Origin of the sequence: Rathayibacter sp. AY1A2, from assembly GCF_002930935.1 — a bacterium.
Taxonomy (GTDB): domain Bacteria; phylum Actinomycetota; class Actinomycetes; order Actinomycetales; family Microbacteriaceae; genus Rathayibacter.
On the sequence record NZ_PSTP01000020.1, the window covers coordinates 36977 to 57274 of the forward strand.

Consider the following 20298-nt stretch of genomic DNA (forward strand, 5'->3'; position numbering starts at 1 on the left):
GTACTGCCGAGACCTACTTGAAGACGTCCTTGACGTCCTCGCCGGCCTTCTTGGCCGAGGCCGCGGCCTGGTCCTTCTGGCCTTCGGCCTTCAGGCTGTCGTCGTTCTTGTGGTCGCCCAGGGCTTCCTTCGCCTTGCCGGCGATGTCCTGAGCGGCGTTCTTGATCTTGTCATCGAGCCCCATGGTGGTGCCTCCTTCGCTGATCGTTGGCACGACCGTAGGACCGGGAACTGCCCGCTTCCTGGGAGCGGGAAGGGGCTTGCCCGGGCGCCCGCTGGACTGCGATGATTCGCGCCCTCGACCGGTGCCGGCCGGTCGAGGGCGCGGGATCAGGTCGCCGGGGTGGCGGACTCGGACGGAGCGGACTGCGAGGGCGCGTTCGTGGGCGTCTGCGACGATCCGTCGTCGGCGCTGGTGGGCACCGCGCTCCCCGACTGGTACGGCGTCTGGGCGTCGCCGGTGCAGCCGGCCAGCAGGCCGATCGTCAGGGCGGAGGCGCCGAGCGCCCCGAGGACCCGTGCGGCGCTCACTTGCCCGTCACCGCGTCCTTGACGGCCCCCACTGCCTTCTCGACGATGTTCGGCTTCGGGTCGGTGCCGTAGAGGCGCTCGTCCGGCTGCGTGGGCGGGGGCATCGGGACGTTGCCGCCGGGCTCCGCGACACGGTAGCTGAACTCTCCCTTGCCGTCCGGGGTCGGGCCCGAGGCCCAGCTGCCCTCGGAGGCCGCCGCTCCGTCCGAGAAGTTGATGTACTCGTACGACACGGAGCGCTCCTCCTTCGAGATCGGGAAGTTCGAGGGCACGGGCAGGTCCTCCCGGCCCTCCGCGCGCAGCTCGGCGGCCGCCGCGATCCACTGGTTCTGGTGCATGGTGTCGCGGGCCAGGAGGAACGACAGGAGGTCGCGCACGCCGTGGTCGTCGGTCATGTGGTAGAGCCGGGCGACCTGGAGCCGGCCCTGCATCTCCGCGTTCGCATTGGCGGTGAAGTCGGCCAGCAGGTTGCCGCTGGCGGTGATGTAGGAGCCCTGCCACGGGTTGCCCATGCTGTCGTCGGGGCGCGCGCCGGCGCCGGCCACGATGGCGTGCTGCACGTCGGAGCCGCCGATGACCGCCGCGAGCACGGGGTCCTTCTTCATCGCGTCCTCGGACTGCTCGACCGGGGCCTTCTCGAGCAGCTGGGCGATCATCACGGCGATCATCTCGACGTGGCCGAACTCCTCGGCGCCGATGCCGAAGAGCAGGTCCCGGTACTTGCCCGGGTCGTGGGCGTTCCAGGCCTGGAAGCCGTACTGCATCGCCACGGTGATCTCGCCGTACTGGCCGCCGAGCACCTCCTGGAAGCGGCGGGCGAAGACCGCGTCGGGCTTCGAGGGCGTGGACGTGAATTGGAGTTCCTGACGGTGGAAGAACATGACTGGTTGCCTTTGCGGGGTAGCCGGGCGGATCCGGGTGCGGACGTCCGATGTCTGTCCTCTCGACGGTAGGGAGCCCTGTTCGCGGGTCAGAAGGGGCTTGACGCGGTGGCGGAGCAGTCGATCCACGGGCTCTCGGGCCCCGCCCTCGTGGGCGCGGGATGGTAGCCCCATCGGGGGGTCAGCCGCTATGCCCTTCCCGGTACTCGAGGGCCCGAACAGACTGGCGACGCCGGCACGCATTCATTCCCCACTCGATCCTGGAAGGGACAGACGATGTCGAACATCGATCCCGCTTCACCTCCGTTCGGAGACGGCGCCGCGAACTTCGGCGCGACCGAGACCCCCATCGACAGCGGGGCGCACGTCGCCTCCACGGACACCTCCTCCGGCTCCTCCTCGGGCAGCACGGCCGACTCCGCGAAGGAGAAGGCGAGCGCCGCCGCGGGCACCGCCAAGGACCAGGCCGGCGCCGTCGCCGGCGACGCCAAGCAGGCCGCGAGCGAAGTGCTCTCGACCGGCAAGGACGAGGCCGCCAACGTGGTCCAGGAGGCCAAGGTCCAGGTCAAGGACCTCTACGACCAGAGCCGCACCCAGCTCACCGAGCAGGCCCACGCCCAGAAGGAGAACGCCGCCAAGGGCGCCCGCGCCTTCAGCGACGACCTGACCGCGCTGGCCAACGGCGAGGGCGGCAGCGACAACGCCGCGGCGAAGCTCGTCTCCCAGGCGGCCACCCGCGTGCAGGGTGTGGCCTCGTGGCTCGAGAACCGCGACCCGTCCGAGCTCCTCGACGACGTCCGCGCGTTCGCCCGCCGCCGCCCGGGTGCCTTCATCCTCATCGCCGCGGCGACGGGACTCGTCGGCGGGCGCCTCATCCGCGCCCTGACCGCCGAGGCGAAGGACGAGAAGGAGGCGACGAGCACCCGCACCGACGGGCCCGAGTTCGACGCCCCCGCCTCGACCACCGCGTACTCCGACGCCTCCGCGTACGACGCGCCCGTCGCGTCCGCCTACGGCACCGTCGGCTCGAGCTCCCTCGAGCGCGACTACGCGCCGACCGAGCCCGTCGCCGACCCGCTCGACGGCGGCTTCCCGAACGGCGGCCGGCTGTGACCGACCCGACGGGCGTCCACCGCTCGACGGAGACGCCCGACCAGCGGGCCGGGTCGACGTCTCTGGGCGATCTGCTCGGCGAGGTCTCGCGCGACCTCTCCACGCTGATCCGCCAGGAGATGGCCCTCGCCAAGGCCGAGCTCAAGGAGTCCGCCGGCAAGGCGGGCAAGGGAGCGGGCCTCCTCGGCGGGGCGGGCTACGCCGCGCTGATGGCCGTGCTCTTCCTCTCGATCGCCCTCTGGTGGGGCCTGGGCACTCTGATCGGCAACGGCTGGTCCGGAGTGGTCGTGGCCGTCATCTGGGCGATCGTGGCCGCGATCCTCTACGCGGTGGGCCGCAAGAGCCTGAAGCAGGTCGACGGCGCTCCCGAGACGGTCGACTCCCTCAAGAAGATTCCCGACACCCTCAAGCCGAACGGGGCAGGACGATGACGTACGACGCAGGACAGAACAAGACACCCGAGGAGATCCGGGCGGACATCGAGCGCACGCGACTCGAGCTCGGCGGAGACGTCGACGCGCTGGCCGAGAAGGTCAGCCCGTCCGCCATCGCGCAGCGTCAGACCGACAAGGTCAAGTCGGCCGTGGGCTCCGTCCGCGACCGGGTGATGGGCTCGGCGCACGACGCCTCCGACTCGCTCTCGAGCGGTGCGGGCTCGGCGAAGGCCAAGGCCGAGGGCAACCCGTTCGCCGTGGGGCTCATCGCCCTCGGCGCCGGACTCCTCGTCGCCTCGCTCATCCCCGCCTCCAGCAAGGAGAAGGAGGCGGCGAGCCGCGTCAGGGAGCAGGCCCAGCCGGTCGTCGACAAGGTGACCGACGCGGCCAAGGAGGCGGCGAGCGAGCTCCGCGAGCCCGCGCAGCAGGCCTTCGCCTCCGTCAAGGAGACCGCGGCCGACGCCGCGCAGAACGTCAAGGAGGCGGGCACCTCCGCCACCGACGACGTGAAGGACTCGGCCCGCGAGGCCAAGCACGCCGTCCAGGAGGACGTGCAGCACTGATCCGTCGGCGCTGACAGGGCGGTGGGCCTCCGGGCCCGCCGCCCTTCATCGTGCCGCCGGGAATACACCGCCGCCCGCGCTCCTTGCCCTCCGTATGCGTTCGATCGTCTACTCCCGCACCGGTGACTCCTCCGTCCTCTCCCTCGTCGACCGGGAGGAGCGGGCGCCGGGCGCCGGCGAGGTCCGCGTCCGCGTCCTGGCGTCGGGCGTGAATCCGACCGACTGGAAGGCGCGCGCCGACGGCGACCTCGCGTTCGACGAGGTCGTGCCGAACCAGGACGGCGCCGGTGTCGTCGAGGCGGTCGGCGAGGGCGTCGAGGGCCTGGCCGTCGGCGACCGGGTCTGGATGTACCTCTCCGCGCACCGCCGCCCCACCGGCACCGCGCAGGAGTCGGCGGTGCTCGCCGCTGAGCACGTCGTGCGCCTGCCCGAGGGCGTCGGCATCGACGTCGCCGCGAGCCTCGGCGTCCCCGCGATGACCGCCCACCGCGCCCTCACCGTGCACGAGCACGGCCCCTCCCGCCTCGCCCCCGGCGCCCTCGCCGGCCGCACCGTCCTGGTCCAGGGCGGTGCCGGAGCCGTCGGGCACGCCGCGATCCAGCTCGCGGTCTGGGCCGGGGCGACCGTCATCGCGACGGTGAGCAGCGACTCCAAGGAGCGGCTCGCCCGCGCAGCCGGTGCGCAGCACGTGCTGCAGTACCCGGACGACGCGCTCGCCGACCGGATCCGCGACCTCGCCCCCCAGGGCGTCCAGCACGTGGTCGAGGTCGCACCGGCTCAGAACGCCGCGCTCGACGTCGAGGTGCTCGCCAACCACGGCAGCATCGGGTACTACGCGAACAACAACGGCGACGAGTTCACCGTGCCGATCGTCGCGAGCTTCGCGAAGAACGCCCGGTGGCAGGGCCTGCTGCTCTACACGGTGGGCGAAGAGGCGCTGCAGGCCGCGGCCGAGGACATCACCGCGGCGCTCGCCGACGGCGCGCTCCCGGTGGGCGAGGAGGCGGGCCTCCCGCTGACCTGGTTCCCGCTCGAGGAGACCGCGGCCGCCCACGACGCGGTCGAGCAGGGCGCGACGGGAAAGGTGCTCATCCGCGTCGCCGACTGACCGCGAGGGCTCGCCTCTGATCGACTCCCGGCCGGATCAGCCCCGGAGCGGGGGCGAGCCCGGGACGGTCGAGCGGTCGGCCAGGCCGGCCACGAGCTCGGCGAGCGCCTCCTCCGCCGTGCGGGTCGGCGCCCAGCCGAGCTCGGCGCGGGCGCGCTCGGTCGACATCACCGGGACGTTGCCCGCGATGTCGAGCCAGCCCGCGTCGGTGCGCTGCAGGCGCAGGTACCAGGTCGCGGTGACGACGGAGCGGAGCAGCCCGAACGGCACCGTGACCAGGCGGGCGCCGAAGGCGTGCGCCAGCCGCTCCGGAGTGAGGACCGGCTCGGCCGCGATGTTGAAGGCCCCGCCGGCGCGCCGGTCGAGCGCGCGCCAGAAGGCGTCGGCCACGTCGTCGGCGTGCACGCCCTGGAAGACGATGCTCCGCGGCAGCGGCAGGACCGGGATCCGGACCGCCTTCAGCCACCGCGTCGGGTAGTGGGGACCGGCGAAGAGCCCGGCGATCTCCGTCGCGGCTCCGCGCTGGAAGACGAGCCCCGGGCGCAGGCGTGTGACGACGATCTCGGGGTGCCGCTCCTCGAAGGCGTCGAGCTGCCGCTCGTTCGCGGCCTTGTGGCGGCTGTAGGTCGAGGTGTGCAGGCCGCCCGTGGGCCAGTCCTCGGTGACCCGGATCGACTTCGGCGCCGCGCTGTAGGCACCCACGGACGAGGCGACGGCGACCTGGCCGACTCCCGCGGCGGCGACCGCCTCGAGCACGGCCGCGGTGCCTCCGACGTCGACCAGCCGCTGGAACGGCTCGTCGTGGCTGGGCTGCAGCGCCCAGGCGAGGTGCACGACGGCGTCGACGCCGGCGAAGGCCTCGCGGAGCCGCCGCGGGGCGACGCTCGACGCGAGGTCGATCTCGACCCAGCGCACGTCGCGGTACTCCTCCGAGCGGAGCCGAGGGGCCCGGCGGGCGATGCCCACGATCTCCTCCACCCCGGCTTCGCCGTGCAGGCGCCGCAGCAGCGCCGTCCCCAGGTTGCCGGTCGCCCCGACGATCGCGATCCGCATGGCGTCATCCCTCCGGGAGCGGCGCACGCCGACCCCCTCCTCCGAGGCTAGGCAGGGGCGCCGCCGCGGAGGAGCCGCTTGACAGCGGGCACGACGGGACGCTCGGCGGGGACCGCCGGCGGCCGGCGGGGTGAATGCTCCTCCCCAGGGTGGATGCGGCCTAGACCACGGCGGGAGCGGGCGCATCCCCCCGCGCGGCCGGCCGCCGATCCCTAGCCTGGGACGATGCTGCCGACACCGCCCCGCCGCGTCCTCCCCGTGCGACACGAGGTCGAGGGCGTCACGCTGCGGACGGTCGACACCGGTCCGGCCGGAGCGGGCGCGGTGTTCGTCCTGATCCACGGGATCGGGATGTCGCACCACACCTTCTCGCCGCTCGCCGCCCGCCTGAAGCGGCACGGCCGGGTGATCGGCGTCGACCTCGCCGGCTTCGGCGCGAACGCGCGACCGCGGCGGAGGATCGGCCTCGAGGACCACGCGCGGCAGGTCGAGCAGGTCCTCCGCGGACTGGGCGTCTCGCGCGCGGTCGTCGTCGGGCACTCGATGGGTTCGCAGGTGGCGGTCGAGCTGGGGCTGCGCGCGCCCGGCCTGGTCGACGGCGCGGTGCTCATCGGGCCGGTGGTGGATCCGCAGCGGCCCGGAGCGGTCCGCCAGGGGCTCGCGCTGCTGCGGGACTGCCTCGGCGAGCCGGTGGGCGTCGACGCGATCCTGCTGGCCGACTACCTGCGCGGCGGCCTGCGCTGGTACCTGCGCCAGCTGCCCGAGATGCTGCGGCATCCGGTCCAGGTGCGCGTCGCCGAGCTGGAGGTGCCGATCCTCGTCGCCCGCGGCCGCGACGATCCGATCGCCACCCGGGACTGGTGCGAGCGGCTCACGGCCCGCGCGCGCGAGGGGCGGCTCGTCGAGTTCGCCGGCTCGCGCCACGTCGTCCCCCGCACCGAGCCCGGAGCGCTCGCCCGCGAGATCCTCCGCTTCGCCGCCGCGCTCGGCGAGAGGCCCGCCGCCCCGCTCCCCCTCCGGTCGGAGCCGGCCGCATGAGCCGGCTCCGACGCCTGGTCCGCGACGCCGTCTGGTGGATCCGCGACTACGCCTACGCCGTCGCCTGGCAGGTGCGCGGCGTCCTCTCGCGCCGTGCCCCGGACGTCTACCTCGACGGCGACCGGCGGCCCGTCGTGGTCCTGCCGGGGATCTGGGAGACCTGGTCCTTCCTCCGCCCGATCATCGATCCGCTGCACGAGCGCGGGCACCCTCTCCACGTGCTGACGAGCCTCGGCCGCAACGGCCGCCCGGTCGCCCGGACCGCGGAGGACGTGGCCGCCTACCTCGCCGAGCACGGGCTCCGCGACGTGGTGATCGTCGCCCACAGCAAGGGCGGACTGATCGGCAAGTACGTGATGACCGAGCTCGACCCGGACGGCCGGGTCGACCGGATGGTCGCCGTGGCGACTCCGTTCGGCGGCTCCCGCTACGCGCCCTACCTGGTCCTCCGGAGCCTGCGCGCCTTCTCGCCGCGCGACGCCACGACCCTGCTGCTGTCGAGCCGCTCCGGAGCGAACGCGCGGATCACCTCCGTGTTCGGCCTCTTCGATCCGCACATCCCCGAGGGGAGCATGCTCGAGGGCGCGGTCAACGTCCGGATCGAGACCGGCGGGCACTTCCGCATCCTGAGCGACCCCGAGACGCTCACCGCGGTCGTCACGGCGGTCTCTGCGGAGGAGCGCGCCGACGGAGAGGCGCCCTGACGGCGGCGGAACCCCTGACGACTCCGTAGCAACCCGCGTCGCCGCGGCGGACCCCCTGGCGCCTCCGGCCCGCGAGGCGGAGCGTGGAGCCATGCCCGCCTCCTCCACCGGCCCGACCGAGCTCCTCCTCGTCCGTCACGGCGAGAGCCTCGCCAACATCGCGGCGAGCGCCGCCGAGGCCTCGGGGGCGCACGAGATCGCCGTCGACCGCCGCGACCCCGACGTCGAGCTCTCCCCCGCCGGCGAGGAGCAGGCGCGCGCGCTCGGCCGCTGGCTGGCCGAGGAGGCGCGGCCCGCCTCCGCCTGGACGTCGCCCTACCGCCGCGCCTTCGCGACCGCCCGCCTCGCCCTCGGCGAGGCCGGCATCGACCTGCGGCTGCGCCCCGACGAGCGCCTGCGCGACCGCGACCTCGGCGTCACCGACCGCCTCACCTCCGCCGGCGTGCGGGCCCGGATGCCCGAGGAGGCGGCGCGGCGCGAGTGGCTCGGCAAGTTCTACTACCGGCCGCCGGGAGGCGAGGCCTGGACGGACCTCGCGCTCCGCGTCCGCGCCTTCGTCGACCACCTCGCCGTCGCCGCGCCTCCTGGGCCGGCGATCCTCTTCTGCCACGACGCGGTCGTCCTCGTCCTCCGCTACGTCCTCGAGGGCCTCTCCGAGCACGAGCTGCTCGACATCGGCGCCTCGACGCCCGTCGCCAACGGCTCCGTCACCCGTCTCGTCCGCGACGGCGACGCGTGGCGCCTCGAGCTCTTCAACCGCACGTCCCACCTCGAGCGCTCCGGCGCACCCGTCACCCGGCACGACGACCGCGCGGCCGGAGAAGGAGACCCTCATGAGTGACCTCGTCTCCCGCGCCCTGCTCGAGCAGCGCTGGCCCCTCCCGGAGCCCGGAGGCTCGAAGCACTCCCGCGGCGACGTGGTCGTCGTCGGCGGCGCCCGCAAGACGCCCGGCGCCGCGATCCTCGCGGGGATCGCCGCGCTGCGGACCGGCGCGGGGCGCATCACGCTCTGCGTCGCCGAGTCGGTCGCGTCGGCCACCGCGGTCGCGCTGCCGGAGTGCGGAGTGGTCCCCCTCGCGGAGACGCGCACCGGCTCCGTCTCGGGCCGCGGGCTCGACGTCCTGGCCGGCGAGCTCTCCTCCGCCGACGTCGCCCTGATCGGACCCGGCCTGGACGACCCGCGCGCGACCGCCGCGACCCTCCGTGCCCTCGCTCCGCTCCTCGACGATGTGCCGGCCGTGCACCTCGACGCCTTCCCGCTCGGGGTCCTGCCCGGGCAGCGCCGTCTCGCGCGGAGGCTCGCGGGCCGGCTCCTGCTGACCCCGAACTCGGAGGAGGCGTCCCGGCTCCTCGGCGAGGAGGTCGACGACGTCGAGCGGGCCGCCCTCGCGGTCGCCGAGCGCTACGGCGCGGTGGTGAGCCTGTTCAACACGATCGCCTCGCCCGACGGCGCCGCGGTTCGGATCGAGGGCGAGCACCCCGGGCTGGCCACCGCGGGCAGCGGCGACGTGCTCGCCGGAGCGACGGCGGGCCTGCGCGGGCGCGGCGTCGACCCGATGGGCGCGGCCGCCTGGGGCGCGTTCCTGCACACGGAGGCTGACACGCGCCTCTCCGCACGGATCGGCCCGGCCGGGTACCTCGCGAGCGAGATCACGGGGGAGTTCCCGCGCGTGCTGGCGGGCTGAGCGGGGCGGGTGCGCTGAGGACGGCAGTCGTTCCGAGGCGGGCCGGCGGTGCGAGCGCCCCGGCCCGGGCCGGCGGCGTGAGCGGCGGCGATCACCGTGACCGCGGCGTCGACCTCAGTGCGCGACGTCGGCGACCGAGAACGCCACTCCCGGCGTGATCAGGATCGAGGTCTCGCGGGGCTCGCCCTCGCCCTGGTTCACCGTGATCCAGCGCGACGCGGAGCCGTCCAGGGCGCGGTCGATGCTCTCGCGCACCTCCGCGGCCGACGTCTCGCTCAGGCTGAACGGCGCTCCGCCGTAGATGATCTCGACGCGCTTCACAGCATGCTCTCCTCGCTCTGACGGGCGGTCCCGTGGGGCTCCTCGCTGATCCGCAGCCCGTGCGCCGTGTGCGAGTCGGCGAGCAGCTGTCGGATCCAGTCCGGGTTGATGTTCGGGGCACGGCCGCCGTGGTACTTGAAGCGCAACGGGATGGCGGGGTGCAGCCAGATCGAGGTGCGTCCGTCGCCGACCGCCTGCGAGTCCTTCCACGAGAAGTAGAAGGACTCGTTCCGCGCGAGCTTCGAGCCGATCACGATCTGCAGGTGCGCCAGCAGACGGTCGTCGAAGTCGGCCTCGAGGGTCGAGTCGTAGATCAGTCGCCCCATCAGGCGGTTCTCCGTTCGGGAAGTCGCCCGTCCGCGAAGGGTTGGGCGGAGTCGTGAGTGTCGATCCTACCGGCGCCCCGGATGCTCACCAGGAGTCGTCCTCGCCGTGGAAGTGCGGGATCTCGGTGTCGACGGCGGAGAGGGGCCCGGCGCCGCCGTCCTCCTCGGCCACGGGGTGCGAGACGCCCAGGCGGGCCGTCTCGCGGGTGAAGCGCTCGACGAGCTCCTCGTCGAGCAGCTCCTCGGCTCCGTCGTCCTCGGACTCCGAGAACAGCTGGCTCGCCGGTCCGATCAGCAGCGCCGCCCGTCCGGGCCGGCCGGACTCCTGGCGGATCGGGATGTCGACCGTGATCGACCCCTTGGTGAGCGCCAGCGCCTCCGCGTAGGCCAGCAGCGACCGCGCGATGGCGGTACCCGTCAGCACGGAGCTGCCGGCGTAGTGGATGCGTTGCATGCCTCCTTCCTACTCCTCGGGCGGCCGCCCGGTCAGCGGTTGCGCGGTCGAGGCGGGGAGCGCTAGCGCCGCGTCGATCCGGCGGTCGAGCGCGTCGCGGACGGCCGGCCACTCGGCCGCGAGGATCGAGTGGACGGCCGTGTCGCGCCACGAGCCGTCGGCCCGGCGCTGGTCGTGGCGGAGCACCCCCTCGAACACGGCGCCGAGGCGGAGGATCGCGGCCCGCGAGCGCACGTTCATCGCATCCGCCTGGAGCTTCACCCGCTCGTAGCCGCTGTCGAAGGCGAGCCCGAGCACCAGCCGCTTCGCCTCCGGGTTCACGACGGTGCCCCACGTCTCGGGCGCGTAGGCCGTCCAGCCGAGGTGGGCCGCCTCGCGCGTCTCGTCGAAGTCGGCCAGCGAGGTCGTGCCGACGACGCGCCCCTCCTGCAGCACGGCGAACGGCAGGCCCGTGCCCCAGGGGTAGTAGCGGTCGACGAAGGCGCGGAACTCCTCCGGGGTGCCGGGGAGGCCGGCGGGTCCTCCTCCGTAGCCGCCGGCGAACACCTCCGGACGCCCGATCGCCCGCCCGAGCGGCTCGACGTGCTCGGCGGCGAGCGGCTCGAGGACGATCGAGCGGCCGACGAGCGTGACGGGACCGGGGGGGCGGGGACTGCTCATGCGATCAGTGTGGGGCACCGTGCCAGCATGGCTCCATGAGCACCGCCGCGCTGTTCGAGTCCGCCGCCGCCGCCCTCATCGGCCTGCTCGCGCAGGTGCGGGAGGACCAGTGGGAGCAGCCGGGGCTCGGTGTCTGGGACGTCCGCGGCCTCGCGGGCCACGCGTCGCGAGCGGTGCTGACAGTCGAGGCGTACCTCCTCGCTCCGGAGCCGCCCGAGCCGACCATCGAGGACGCGCTCGACTACTACGCCGCGCTGGCCGGGAACGTCGCCGACCCCGCGGCGGTGGCGCGGCGCGGGGTCGAGGCGGGGCTGCTGCTCGGCGACAGACCGGCTCAGGCGCTGGCGGAGGCGGCGGGCCGCGCGGTCGAGCTGGTCGCCGCCCAGCGTCCCGGCCGCCTCGTCGCCGTGGGCGGCCACGCGATCGAGCTGGACGAGTACCTCCGGACCCGGCTGCTCGAGCTGGTCGTGCACACGCTCGACCTCTCGCGGGCCACCGGGATCCCGCACGTGCTGCCCGGCGAGGCCGTCGAGGCGTGCTGCGCGCTGACCGGCGGGCTGGCCGCTCGAGCCGGACGCGGCGAGGAGCTCCTGCTCGCGCTGAGCGGGCGGGAGCCCCTCGCCGCGGGGTTCTCGGTGGTGTGAGGGCGCCGGCCCTCCGGCTGCGGGTTCTGCGCGGCGCCGGCCCTCGGGGCACCGGGTCCTCCGTGGTGAGGGCGCCGATCCTCCGGCCGCGGGTTCTACGTGGTGCCGGTCCTCAGGCCACCGTGAGAGCGGCGACCGGCGACACCTTCGTGGCGCGGCGGGCGGGCAGCACGGCCGAGACGACCGTGATCACGACGCCCACCACGAGCACCGCCACCAGGATCGGCACCGGGACGGTCGGCGGGATCAGTCCGATGCCCGGCAGCGAGCCGAACACCGAGATCGCGCCGCACCAGCCGTAGACGATCCCGAGCACGATGCCGAGCACCGCGGCAGCGATGATCATCTGCGCAGCCTCGAGCACCACCATCGACCGCACCTGCGAGCCGGTGAAGCCGAGCGCGCGGAGCAGGCCCAGCTCGCGCCGGCGCTGCAGCACGCTGAGCGACAGCGTGTTGACCATGCCGACGGCGGCCAGGACGACCGAGAAGCCGAGCAGGACGCTCATCACCGCGGTGCTCACCTGGATGAACTGCTCGAACGCCGCGATCACCTCGGGGTTCGTCTCACCCGAGCGCTCCATGATCGTGCCGAAGGTGGCGGCGGCGACCGCGAACATCGTGACCAGCGACACTCCGATGACCAGTCCGATGACGGCGCGGGCGCTGCGCGCCGGATTGCGGACGGCGTTGGCGGACGCCAGTCGGGCGACGGGGCCCCGGCCGAAGGCGCGGCCCACGAGGGCCGTGAGCGGAGGGAGCAGGACGGGCGCCCCGAGGATCACGCCGGTGAAGGACGCCATGCCTCCGACGAGCCCGAGCAGGACGCCGCCGGGGTTGGCGAGCCCGAGGACCACGCCGGCGGCGAGCAGCAGCGCGCCGATCACGACGAAGACGATCGCCGTGACGTTGCGGGCGGTGCGGCCGCGCAGCTCCTCGTAGCGGGGCTCGGCGGAGGATCCGGCGGCCTGCGACGGCGCGACCGCGAGCACGCGGCGCGATCCGGACCACGAGGCGATGACCGTCGAGGCGACCACGGCGATCAGCGGCAGCACGAGGCCGGGCGAGACGAGCGGGTAGTCGAAGCGGGGCAGGGTGCCGCTCCGGATGGCGAGCTCCGCGGCGAGCGCCACGAGAGCGACGCCGGCGACCAGGCCGATCGCCGCTCCGAGGAGCCCCTGCAGGAGGCCCGTGCGGACGATCCCGCTGCGCAGCGACCGGCCGGAGGCGCCGAGCAGGCGCAGCAGGGCGATCTCGCGGGTGCGCCCGGCGATGACGGTCGAGACCGCGTTGGCCGTGACGATCCCGCCCACGAACACCGCGATGCCGAAGAAGACGGCGCCGACCATCCCGAGCATGAGGGCGACCTGGCCGATGCCGTCGATCCCCGCTGCCGCGAAGGCCGCGACCATGTCGGCGATGACCTGCACCAGCACGGCGCCGAACGCCGCGGCGAGTGCGGCGACGGTGACGATGGCGCCCCCGCCCTGGCTCGAGCCCGTGCGCACGCCGCTCACGCCGCGCCCTCCATCGTGAGCATCGCGCGCGAGATCTCCTCGGCGCTCATCCCGCGGCGGTCGTCGACGACGGCCCCGTCGCGGAGGAAGACGATGCGGTCGGCGTAGGCCGCCGCGATCGGGTCGTGGGTGACCATGGCGATCGACTGGCCGTACTCGCGGGTGGAGGCCCGGAGCAGGCTGAGGACCTCGCGGCCGGTGCGCGAGTCCAGGTTGCCGGTGGGCTCGTCGGCGAAGATCAGCTGCGGCCGGGTGGCGAGGGCGCGGGCGATCGCCACGCGCTGCTGCTGCCCGCCCGAGAGCTCATGGGGCCGGTGCGTGAGGCGCTCGCGGAGCCCGAGGGACTCGATCAGCCGGGCGATCCACTGCTCCTCGTCGCCGGTCACGGAGCGGCCGTCGAGCTCGAACGGGAGGCGGATGTTGCCGCGCACGTCGAGCGTGGGGACGAGGTTGAAGGCCTGGAAGACGAAGCCGACGCTGCGGCGGCGGAGCACGGTCAGCTCGGCGTCGCTCATCGAGGTGATCTCGGCGTCCCCGAGGAACACGCGGCCGGAGGAGGCGGTGTCGAGGCCGGCGAGGACGTGCATGAGCGTCGACTTGCCGGATCCGCTGGGGCCCATCACCGCGGTGAACTCGCCCCGCTCGATCGAGAGCGTGACGTCGTCGAGGGCGACGACGGGCGGCGTGCTGCCGTAGAGCTTGCGCACGCCCTCGACGCGCGCCACGACGGAGGAGGTCTGGTTCTGCATGTCCTCGACGCTACGGAGGCACCCCTGTCGCCGGCGTCGTCCGCAGTGGCTCGCGGCATCATCCCTCCGGCGGACCCGCGGTGGTCCTCCGGGGTCAGCGGGGCCGGAGCCCCGCCCGGCGGAGGGCGAGGGCCGCCAGCGCGGCGGTGACGGCGGGGTCGCCGGTCCGCCAGCCCGCGGCGGCGTCCGGGTGCGCGGCGAGGATGTCGCGGGGGGACGCCTCAGTGAGCGCGCGCAGGGCCAACAGCTCGATTCCGCCGCCGGTCGAGCCGAGGGCGCGCAGCTCGGCGGTCCGGCGGGCGAAGCGGAGCCGGGGCCGGAGCCAGAGCACGGCCAGGAGCAGGAGCGGGAGGCCCCCGACGGCGAGCCCGGCGACCACGGCCAGGGCGCTCGCGAGCTGCTGCTGGTCGCGTCCGGCGGCGGCCAGCACGGAGCCGGCCCCGCTCGCCTCGTCGAACGGCGCGCGCACGGCGTCGCCGAGCAGGGGGATGCCGCCGAGGGTGGTCCCGGCGTCGCTCATGGTCGAACCGAAGCCGCTGCCGGCGCTCTCGAGCCGCTGGCCGATCTCGGCCAGGCCGGCGATCAGCGAGCCGACCGCGATCCCCGCGGCGATCGCCACGACGGCCACGCCGAGAGCGAGGGCGTCGGCCAGGATCTGCCGCGCGCGGACGGCCGGGAGGTCGGCGTAGATCTGCATGCGCCGATTATCCGGCGCGCTCGGCGGCGGGCGTGTCCACACCGGAGGAAGGGTTCGTCGAGAGGGCCCGGGATCCGCGTCACTCCGCGAGGTCCCCGACGTTCTTCCTCGGTTGTGAACACGTCGGCCGCCTCCGAGAGGGCTGCCCGGCCCGGCTCCTCGCCGCTTCTAGTCGAGCAGGTCGTGCAGCACGACGACCTGCTCGCGCTCCGGCCCGACGCCGATCGCCGAGAACCGGGCGCCGCTCATCGCCTCGAGCGCGCGCACGTAGTCCTGCGCGGTCTGCGGCAGGTCCGAGAACTCGCGGCAGCCGGAGATGTCCTCCTGCCAGCCGGGGAACTCCTCGTAGATCGGCTTCGCGTGGTGGAAGTCGCTCTGCGAGACCGGGACCTCGTCGTGGCGCACGCCGTCGACGTCGTAGGCGACGCAGACGGGGATGGTCTCGAGGCCCGAGAGCACGTCGAGCTTGGTGAGGACGAAGTCGGTGACCCCGTTGATCCGCGCCGAGTAGCGGGCGATCGGGGCGTCGTACCAGCCGCAGCGGCGCGGGCGGCCGGTCGTGGTGCCGAACTCGAAGCCCTGCCGGCGGAGGTACTCGCCCCACTCGTCGAAGAGCTCGGTCGGGAACGGGCCGGCGCCGACACGGGTCGTGTACGCCTTGATGACCGCGATGACGCGGTCGATGCGGTTCGGCGCGACTCCGGAGCCGGTGGCCGCTCCTCCCGAGGTCGCGTTGGAGGAGGTGACGAACGGGTAGGTGCCGTGGTCGACGTCGAGCATCGTGGCCTGGCCGGCCTCGAACAGCACCGTCCTGCCGGCGTCGAGCGCCTGCGAGAGGATCAGCGACGTGTCGGCGACCATCGGGCGGAGGCGCTCGGTGTACTGCAGCAGGTCCTCCAGCACCTGCTCGACCAGGATCGCGCGGCGGTTGTAGACCTTCACCAGCAGGTGGTTCTTCTGGTCGAGGGCGCCCTCGACCTTCTGGCGGAGGATGTTCTCGTCGAAGAGGTCCTGGATGCGGATGCCGACGCGGTTGATCTTGTCGGCATACGCCGGGCCGATGCCGCGGCCGGTGGTGCCGATCTGGCGCTTGCCGAGGAAGCGCTCCGTCACCTTGTCGAGGGTGCGGTGGTAGCTGGTGATGACGTGTGCGTTGGCGCTGACGAGCAGCTTCGACACGTCGACCCCGCGCGCGCTCAGCGCCTCGAGCTCGTGGAACAGCACCTCGATGTCGACGACGACGCCGTTCGCGATGACCGGGACGACGCCCGGGGTGAGGATGCCGGAGGGGAGCAGGTGCAGGGCGTACTTCTCGTCGCCCACCACGACCGTGTGCCCGGCGTTGTTGCCGCCGTTGAACTTCACGACGTAGTCGACGCGGCTGCCGAGGAGGTCGGTGGCGCGTCCCTTGCCCTCGTCGCCCCACTGGGCGCCGGTGATGACGATTGCTGGCATGGCGTGTCCTTCTCGACGGGAGGGGCGGGGGTGGGCGGGTGCGGCGCGGCAGTCGTGCCGCCTCCGCGCGACCAGCCGCTCGATTCTAGCGGAGGGGCCGGAGGACGGCTCCTGCGCTCGGGGTCGACCCGGCGGACTCTTTCGCCGCGGGCCGGCCCCGCGGACTCCCCCCGGCTCCGCGTCGGTCCCGCGGACGCATCGCCGAGCAATGCTCTCGATCCCGTCATGCGCAGGTCACACGCGGCGCATAGATTCGAGGACGTTCACACTCCACTCATCACGCGAACAGGACCACGATGCGCAGACTCCGCGCCGCAAGCCTCCTCGCCGTCGTCGCACTCGGAGCCGCCACCGCCGCTCCGATCGCCTCGGCCGCCCCTCTCGACGACGGCGTCGAGCTCACCCTGGTGTCGACGACCGACACGCACGGGCACGTCTACGACTGGGACTACTTCGCGAACGCGCCGTACCCGGCCGACGGTGCGCTCGGCCTCACCCGCGTCGCGACCGAGGTCGACCGCCTCCGCGCCGAGAAGGGCGAGGAGTCCGTGCTCGTCATGGACAACGGCGACGCGATCCAGGGCACGCCGCTCACCTACTACTACGGCCTCGGCGACGGCGCCGCGGGCGTCCTCTCCGGCGAGACGACGCACCCGATGGCCACCGCGTTCAACACCATCGGCTACGACGCGCAGGTCGTCGGCAACCACGAGTACAACTACGGGCTCGACATGCTCAGCGCGTACGAGGGCGACCTGAACGCCCCGCTGCTGGGCGCGAACGTCGTCGACGTCGCCACCGGCAAGCCGTACCACGACCCCTACACGCTGATCGAGCGCGAGATCGACGGGAAGACGGTCACCGTCGGCGTCCTCGGCCTCGTCACCCCCGGCGTCCGCGTCTGGGACAAGCAGTACGTCGACGGCGTCCTCGAGTTCCAGGACATGGTCGCCGCCGCGAAGCAGTGGGTCCCGATCGTGCAGGAGCAGGCGGACGTGGTCGTCGTCCTCGCGCACACCGGCCAGGGCACGGTGCCCGACGCCGAGTACGACGCCGCCGATCTCAACGAGGACGTCGTCAACAACATCGCGACGCAGGTCCCCGGCATCGACGTGGTCGTCGCCGGCCACAGCCACAAGGACCTGCCGCAGACGCTGTTCACCAACGTCGCCGGCGAGCAGGTGCTGGTCACCCAGCCCGAGTTCTGGGCGCAGGGCCTCACCGAGGTCACGCTGAACCTGGTGCCGGACGCCGCGGGCGGCCTCGAGGTCGACTGGTCGGCCGGGAACGCGCCCGTCACGCAGCCCGTCTACGCGAAGGACATCGCCGAGGAGTCGCCCGCACTGGTCGACGCCCTCGCCGAGCAGCACGCCGCCACGATCGAGTACGTGAACACCCCCGTCGCCGACTCGGTCGAGGAGCTCTCGGCCGCGACCTCGCGCTACGAGGACACCCCGATCATCGACTTCATCAACACCGTCCAGGCCGAGACCGTCGAGACGGCTCTCGAGGGCACCGAGTGGGCCGACGTGCCGGTGATCTCGCAGGCGTCGCCGTTCTCGCGCACCGCCGTCTTCCCGAAGGGGCAGGTCAGCATCCGCGACATCGCGAGCCTGTACATCTACGAGAACACCCTTCGCGGAGTGGAGCTGACCGGAGCCGAGGTGCGCGACTACCTCGAGTTCTCGGCCCGCTACTTCGTGCAGACCGCCGAGGGCGCCGTGTTCGACCCCGAGACCGGCACCAACGCGACGACCGAGGACCGCCCCGACGGCATCCCGGACTACAACTACGACGCGATCTCGGGCCTGGACTACGTGATCGACGTGTCCCAGCCCGCCGGCTCGCGGATCCGCGGTCTCGCCCACGCCGACGGCACACCCGTCGCCGACGACGAGCGCTTCGTGATGGCGGTCAACAACTACCGCCAGAGCGGCGGAGGCGCCTACCCGGCCGTCGCGCAGGCACCGCTCGTCTACGACGAGCGCCTCGAGATCCGCCAGCTCCTCATCGACTGGTCGACCGCCCGCGGTGTGATCGACCAGGCCGACTTCTACGACCCCAACTGGTCGCTGACGACGGAGCCCGCCGCCGAGGTCCCGGTCACCCCGGCGCCGACCGAGCCCGGCACCCCGACGGAGCAGCCCACCACAGCTCCGTCGCCGCACCCCACCACCACGGCGACCCCCGTCGCGGGAGGCTCCGGCCCGGGCTCGCTCGCGAACACCGGCGCCGACGCGGCCGGCCTGATCGGCGGAGCCCTCGTGCTGCTGCTGTCGGGTCTCGCGCTGGTCGTCGCGCGACGCCGCCTCGCGGCCTAGCCGAGCAGGGCACGGGCGGCGGTCGGCGGGGTCTCCCGCCGGCCGCCGTTCGCCGTTCCGGAGGATCGCGGGACGATCGGGCCGCGGACCGGCGGCTCAGTCCCCGCGGCGTCGCGACCGGCGGGCCCGCCAGGCTGAGAACGCCCCGGTCGACCAGAGCGCCCAGACCAGCAGCAGGGGCTGGAAGACGAGCCGCACCGCGCGCGCCGCGTCCGTCTCGAGGCCGAACGCCGGCGTCCGCGTCACCAGCTGCGAGATGTTCCCCGGGAAGACCGCGACGAAGAACGCGGCCACCACGACTCCCACGATCACGCGCCACCGCACGAGCACGACGAGCGCCAGCCCGAGCGCGATCTCGACGACGCCCGACGCGACGACCACCAGGTCCGGGTCGGCCGGCAGCCACGGCGGGACCTGCGCCTGGAAGGCCTGACGCGCGACCGTCAGGTGCGCCGTGCCGGCCGTGACGAGCACCAGGCCCAGGAGGATCCGGGCGAGAGTGCGCGGAACGGAGCGGCGTCCTCCGTCGGGCGCTGTGGCGGCGGTCATGCCCCCAGTCTGCGCTCGGAGCCCGCTCGCGCCGACCGCGCGCGCGTTCCGGCGGCGCCCCGTATCCTCGTTACCGCCCCGTCCGCAGACCGTGAAACGAGTTCCATGAGCACCCTGCCCCGCCTGATGGCCTTCGACCTCGACGACACCCTCGCCGCCTCGAAGTCCCCCGTCGACCCGGCGATGGCCGACCTCTTCGTGAAGCTGCTCCAGGCCACCGAGGTGTGCATCATCTCGGGCGGCCAGATCGGCCAGTTCCGGATGCAGGTGCTCGACCGCCTCGAGGGCGCCGACCCCGAGGTGCTCGCGAAGCTGCACCTCATGCCCACCTGCGGCACGCAGTACTATCGGTACGAGAACGGCGACTGGGCGCAGATCTACGCCGAGAACCTCACCGAGGACGAGAAGTCGCGCGCGCTCGCCGCCGTCGAGGAGAAGGCGAAGGAGCTCGGCTACTGGGAGTCCGAGACCTGGGGCCCGATCCTCGAGGACCGCGACTCGCAGATCACCTTCTCGGCCCTCGGCCAGTCCGCGCCCGTCGAGGTCAAGCAGGCCTGGGACCCGGACGGCGAGAAGAAGAACACCCTCCGCGAGGCCGTGCAGGCCGTGCTCCCCGACCTCGAGGTCCGCTCCGGCGGCTCGACGTCGGTCGACATCACCCGCAAGGGCATCGACAAGGCGTACGGGATGAACAAGCTCACCGAGCTGACGGGCATCCCTCTCGACGACATGATCTTCGTCGGCGACCGCCTCGACCCCGACGGCAACGACTACCCCGTCAAGGCGATGGGCGTCGAGTGCTTCGCCGTCGAGGGCTGGCACGACACCGCCGCGTACCTCCGCTCCTACGGCCTGTAGCCGCTCCGCGCGAGACGTTCCGGGATCCCCTGCTGCGGCGGGGGATTCCGTGCATCCGGGGCCATCGCACGCCCCGGACGTGGTGCGTCGCCGGGCGTCCTGCGTCCAGCCGCCGTCAGGCGTCGGAGCCCCCTCGCGGGTCCTGTGCACCCGCGCGTCCAGGCGCTGCGCAGGCGGGCACCGTCAGGCGTCCGGTGCTCCGTCGGGGCCTCGGGCGCAGCGCGTCCAGGCTCGGCCGGTTCGGGATCTGCGCGTCCGGGCCCTGCGCGTCCCGGCCGCTGTCAGACGTCCTCGTTCAGCGATCCTGACGCCGTGCCGTCGAGGGCGAGGCGGAGCCGTTTCGGCAGGTTCGCGACCACGATCGCGTGCGACTCCTCGATGAGCTCGAGCACCAGCTCGGGCTCGACGGTCCCGCCGGCGTCGACGGTGACCCAGTGCTTCTTGTTCAGGTGGTAGCCGGGCTCGATCCCGTCGACCCCCGCGACCAGGTGCACCACGTTCTCGGGCAGCGCCTTCACGCTCACGACCGGCCGCCCGAACCGCTCCGACTCGAGCGCGAACACCTTCCCCGCGACCTTCCACACCCGGATCCCCTCCCCGAACGGGAACCCCGCCTCCGCTCCCGGAAGCCCCTCGAG

General features: G+C 73.4%; 25 protein-coding genes. 11 read left to right on the forward strand and 14 right to left on the reverse strand.

Annotated elements, in window-relative coordinates; translation table 11 throughout:
• Nucleotides 1-13: 13 nt before the first annotated feature.
• From C5B93_RS14125 to C5B93_RS14135, 3 genes are all read right to left on the reverse strand, one after another.
• Nucleotides 14-184 (reverse strand): CsbD family protein, encoded by a 171-nt coding sequence (locus C5B93_RS14125; RefSeq protein ID WP_104222763.1) that lies wholly within the window; start codon nt 182-184, stop codon nt 14-16.
• A gap of 146 nt (nt 185-330) precedes the next feature.
• Nucleotides 331-531: a hypothetical protein gene (locus tag C5B93_RS14130; RefSeq protein ID WP_104222764.1), complete on the reverse strand. Its 201-nt coding sequence runs from the start codon at nt 529-531 to the stop codon at nt 331-333.
• Entirely contained in the window at nt 528-1412 is an 885-nt protein-coding gene (locus C5B93_RS14135) for a manganese catalase family protein (protein WP_104292737.1), read from the reverse strand. Before C5B93_RS14135 ends, C5B93_RS14130 begins: the two co-directional genes overlap by 4 nt.
• Before the next feature lie 276 nt (nt 1413-1688).
• On the opposite strand from C5B93_RS14135, the gene C5B93_RS17725 reads away from it, so the two are divergent.
• The 4 genes from C5B93_RS17725 to C5B93_RS14155 all read left to right on the forward strand — a co-directional run bounded on the left by C5B93_RS17725 (nt 1689) and on the right by C5B93_RS14155 (nt 4630).
• The gene (locus C5B93_RS17725; RefSeq protein ID WP_104261171.1) at nt 1689-2525 is read left to right on the forward strand and encodes a hypothetical protein; all 837 of its coding nucleotides are present in this window, start codon (nt 1689-1691) and stop codon (nt 2523-2525) included.
• Entirely contained in the window at nt 2522-2956 is a 435-nt protein-coding gene (locus C5B93_RS17730; RefSeq protein ID WP_104222767.1) for a phage holin family protein, read from the forward strand. The genes C5B93_RS17725 and C5B93_RS17730 overlap by 4 nt, the downstream gene beginning before the upstream one ends.
• Nucleotides 2953-3522, forward strand: a complete 570-nt coding sequence (locus C5B93_RS14150) for a DUF3618 domain-containing protein (protein ID WP_104292738.1) — start codon at nt 2953-2955, stop codon at nt 3520-3522. The genes C5B93_RS17730 and C5B93_RS14150 overlap by 4 nt, the downstream gene beginning before the upstream one ends.
• Before the next feature lie 94 nt (nt 3523-3616).
• A complete protein-coding gene (locus C5B93_RS14155; RefSeq protein WP_104292739.1) occupies nt 3617-4630 on the forward strand; it encodes an NADPH:quinone reductase in 1014 nt (337 codons plus the stop codon).
• 36 nt (nt 4631-4666) lie between these two features.
• On the opposite strand, the gene C5B93_RS14160 is transcribed toward C5B93_RS14155, so the two are convergent.
• Nucleotides 4667-5683 carry an NAD-dependent epimerase/dehydratase family protein gene (locus C5B93_RS14160; RefSeq protein WP_104292740.1) on the reverse strand — a complete coding sequence of 339 codons (1017 nt, stop codon included), beginning with the start codon at nt 5681-5683 and terminating at the stop codon, nt 4667-4669.
• A gap of 225 nt (nt 5684-5908) precedes the next feature.
• On the opposite strand from C5B93_RS14160, the gene C5B93_RS14165 reads away from it, so the two are divergent.
• From C5B93_RS14165 to C5B93_RS14180, 4 genes are all read left to right on the forward strand, one after another.
• On the forward strand, nt 5909-6721 hold the full coding sequence (locus tag C5B93_RS14165; RefSeq protein ID WP_104292741.1) for an alpha/beta fold hydrolase: 813 nt from the start codon (nt 5909-5911) through the stop codon (nt 6719-6721).
• Nucleotides 6718-7425, forward strand: coding sequence for a triacylglycerol lipase (locus C5B93_RS14170; RefSeq protein WP_104292742.1), 708 nt, complete (start codon nt 6718-6720; stop codon nt 7423-7425). The genes C5B93_RS14165 and C5B93_RS14170 overlap by 4 nt, the downstream gene beginning before the upstream one ends.
• Nucleotides 7426-7516: 91 nt before the next feature.
• The gene (locus C5B93_RS14175) at nt 7517-8266 is read left to right on the forward strand and encodes a histidine phosphatase family protein (RefSeq protein ID WP_104292743.1); all 750 of its coding nucleotides are present in this window, start codon (nt 7517-7519) and stop codon (nt 8264-8266) included.
• Nucleotides 8259-9110, forward strand: a complete 852-nt coding sequence (locus C5B93_RS14180) for an NAD(P)H-hydrate dehydratase (RefSeq protein ID WP_104292744.1) — start codon at nt 8259-8261, stop codon at nt 9108-9110. The genes C5B93_RS14175 and C5B93_RS14180 overlap by 8 nt, the downstream gene beginning before the upstream one ends.
• Nucleotides 9111-9224: 114 nt before the next feature.
• On the opposite strand, the gene C5B93_RS14185 is transcribed toward C5B93_RS14180, so the two are convergent.
• From C5B93_RS14185 to C5B93_RS14200, 4 genes are all read right to left on the reverse strand, one after another.
• Entirely contained in the window at nt 9225-9431 is a 207-nt protein-coding gene (locus tag C5B93_RS14185; protein WP_104222775.1) for a hypothetical protein, read from the reverse strand.
• Nucleotides 9428-9757: an ATP-dependent DNA ligase gene (locus C5B93_RS14190; protein ID WP_104222776.1), complete on the reverse strand. Its 330-nt coding sequence runs from the start codon at nt 9755-9757 to the stop codon at nt 9428-9430. The genes C5B93_RS14185 and C5B93_RS14190 overlap by 4 nt, the downstream gene beginning before the upstream one ends.
• An 85-nt stretch (nt 9758-9842) precedes the next feature.
• Nucleotides 9843-10211, reverse strand: a complete 369-nt coding sequence (locus tag C5B93_RS14195; RefSeq protein WP_104292745.1) for a hypothetical protein — start codon at nt 10209-10211, stop codon at nt 9843-9845.
• A 9-nt stretch (nt 10212-10220) separates the two neighbouring features.
• Nucleotides 10221-10871: a GNAT family N-acetyltransferase gene (locus tag C5B93_RS14200; RefSeq protein ID WP_104292746.1), complete on the reverse strand. Its 651-nt coding sequence runs from the start codon at nt 10869-10871 to the stop codon at nt 10221-10223.
• 35 nt (nt 10872-10906) lie between these two features.
• On the opposite strand from C5B93_RS14200, the gene C5B93_RS14205 reads away from it, so the two are divergent.
• Nucleotides 10907-11515, forward strand: a complete 609-nt coding sequence (locus C5B93_RS14205) for a maleylpyruvate isomerase N-terminal domain-containing protein (protein WP_104292747.1) — start codon at nt 10907-10909, stop codon at nt 11513-11515.
• A gap of 112 nt (nt 11516-11627) precedes the next feature.
• Here C5B93_RS14205 and C5B93_RS14210 read toward each other — a convergent pair whose 3' ends face one another.
• The 4 genes from C5B93_RS14210 to C5B93_RS14225 form a co-directional block, all read right to left on the reverse strand.
• A complete protein-coding gene (locus C5B93_RS14210) occupies nt 11628-13031 on the reverse strand; it encodes an FtsX-like permease family protein (RefSeq protein WP_104292748.1) in 1404 nt (467 codons plus the stop codon).
• Nucleotides 13028-13780 (reverse strand): ABC transporter ATP-binding protein, encoded by a 753-nt coding sequence (locus tag C5B93_RS14215; RefSeq protein WP_104222781.1) that lies wholly within the window; start codon nt 13778-13780, stop codon nt 13028-13030. Before C5B93_RS14215 ends, C5B93_RS14210 begins: the two co-directional genes overlap by 4 nt.
• Before the next feature lie 94 nt (nt 13781-13874).
• Nucleotides 13875-14477 carry a hypothetical protein gene (locus C5B93_RS14220; RefSeq protein ID WP_104292749.1) on the reverse strand — a complete coding sequence of 201 codons (603 nt, stop codon included), beginning with the start codon at nt 14475-14477 and terminating at the stop codon, nt 13875-13877.
• Nucleotides 14478-14645: 168 nt separating this feature from the next.
• Complete coding sequence (locus tag C5B93_RS14225; protein WP_104234282.1) at nt 14646-15932, reverse strand: adenylosuccinate synthase; 1287 nt, start codon at nt 15930-15932, stop codon at nt 14646-14648.
• A gap of 296 nt (nt 15933-16228) precedes the next feature.
• On the opposite strand from C5B93_RS14225, the gene C5B93_RS14230 reads away from it, so the two are divergent.
• The gene (locus tag C5B93_RS14230; protein ID WP_104292750.1) at nt 16229-18253 is read left to right on the forward strand and encodes a bifunctional UDP-sugar hydrolase/5'-nucleotidase; all 2025 of its coding nucleotides are present in this window, start codon (nt 16229-16231) and stop codon (nt 18251-18253) included.
• 96 nt (nt 18254-18349) lie between these two features.
• On the opposite strand, the gene C5B93_RS14235 is transcribed toward C5B93_RS14230, so the two are convergent.
• Nucleotides 18350-18802, reverse strand: a complete 453-nt coding sequence (locus tag C5B93_RS14235; protein ID WP_104292751.1) for a DoxX family membrane protein — start codon at nt 18800-18802, stop codon at nt 18350-18352.
• 105 nt (nt 18803-18907) lie between these two features.
• On the opposite strand from C5B93_RS14235, the gene C5B93_RS14240 reads away from it, so the two are divergent.
• A complete protein-coding gene (locus C5B93_RS14240; RefSeq protein ID WP_104222786.1) occupies nt 18908-19660 on the forward strand; it encodes an HAD-IIB family hydrolase in 753 nt (250 codons plus the stop codon).
• Nucleotides 19661-19941: 281 nt separating this feature from the next.
• Here the strand turns inward: C5B93_RS14240 and C5B93_RS14245 are convergent.
• A partial coding sequence (locus C5B93_RS14245; protein WP_104292754.1) for an MmcQ/YjbR family DNA-binding protein occupies nt 19942-20298 on the reverse strand: 357 nt, incomplete at its 5' end.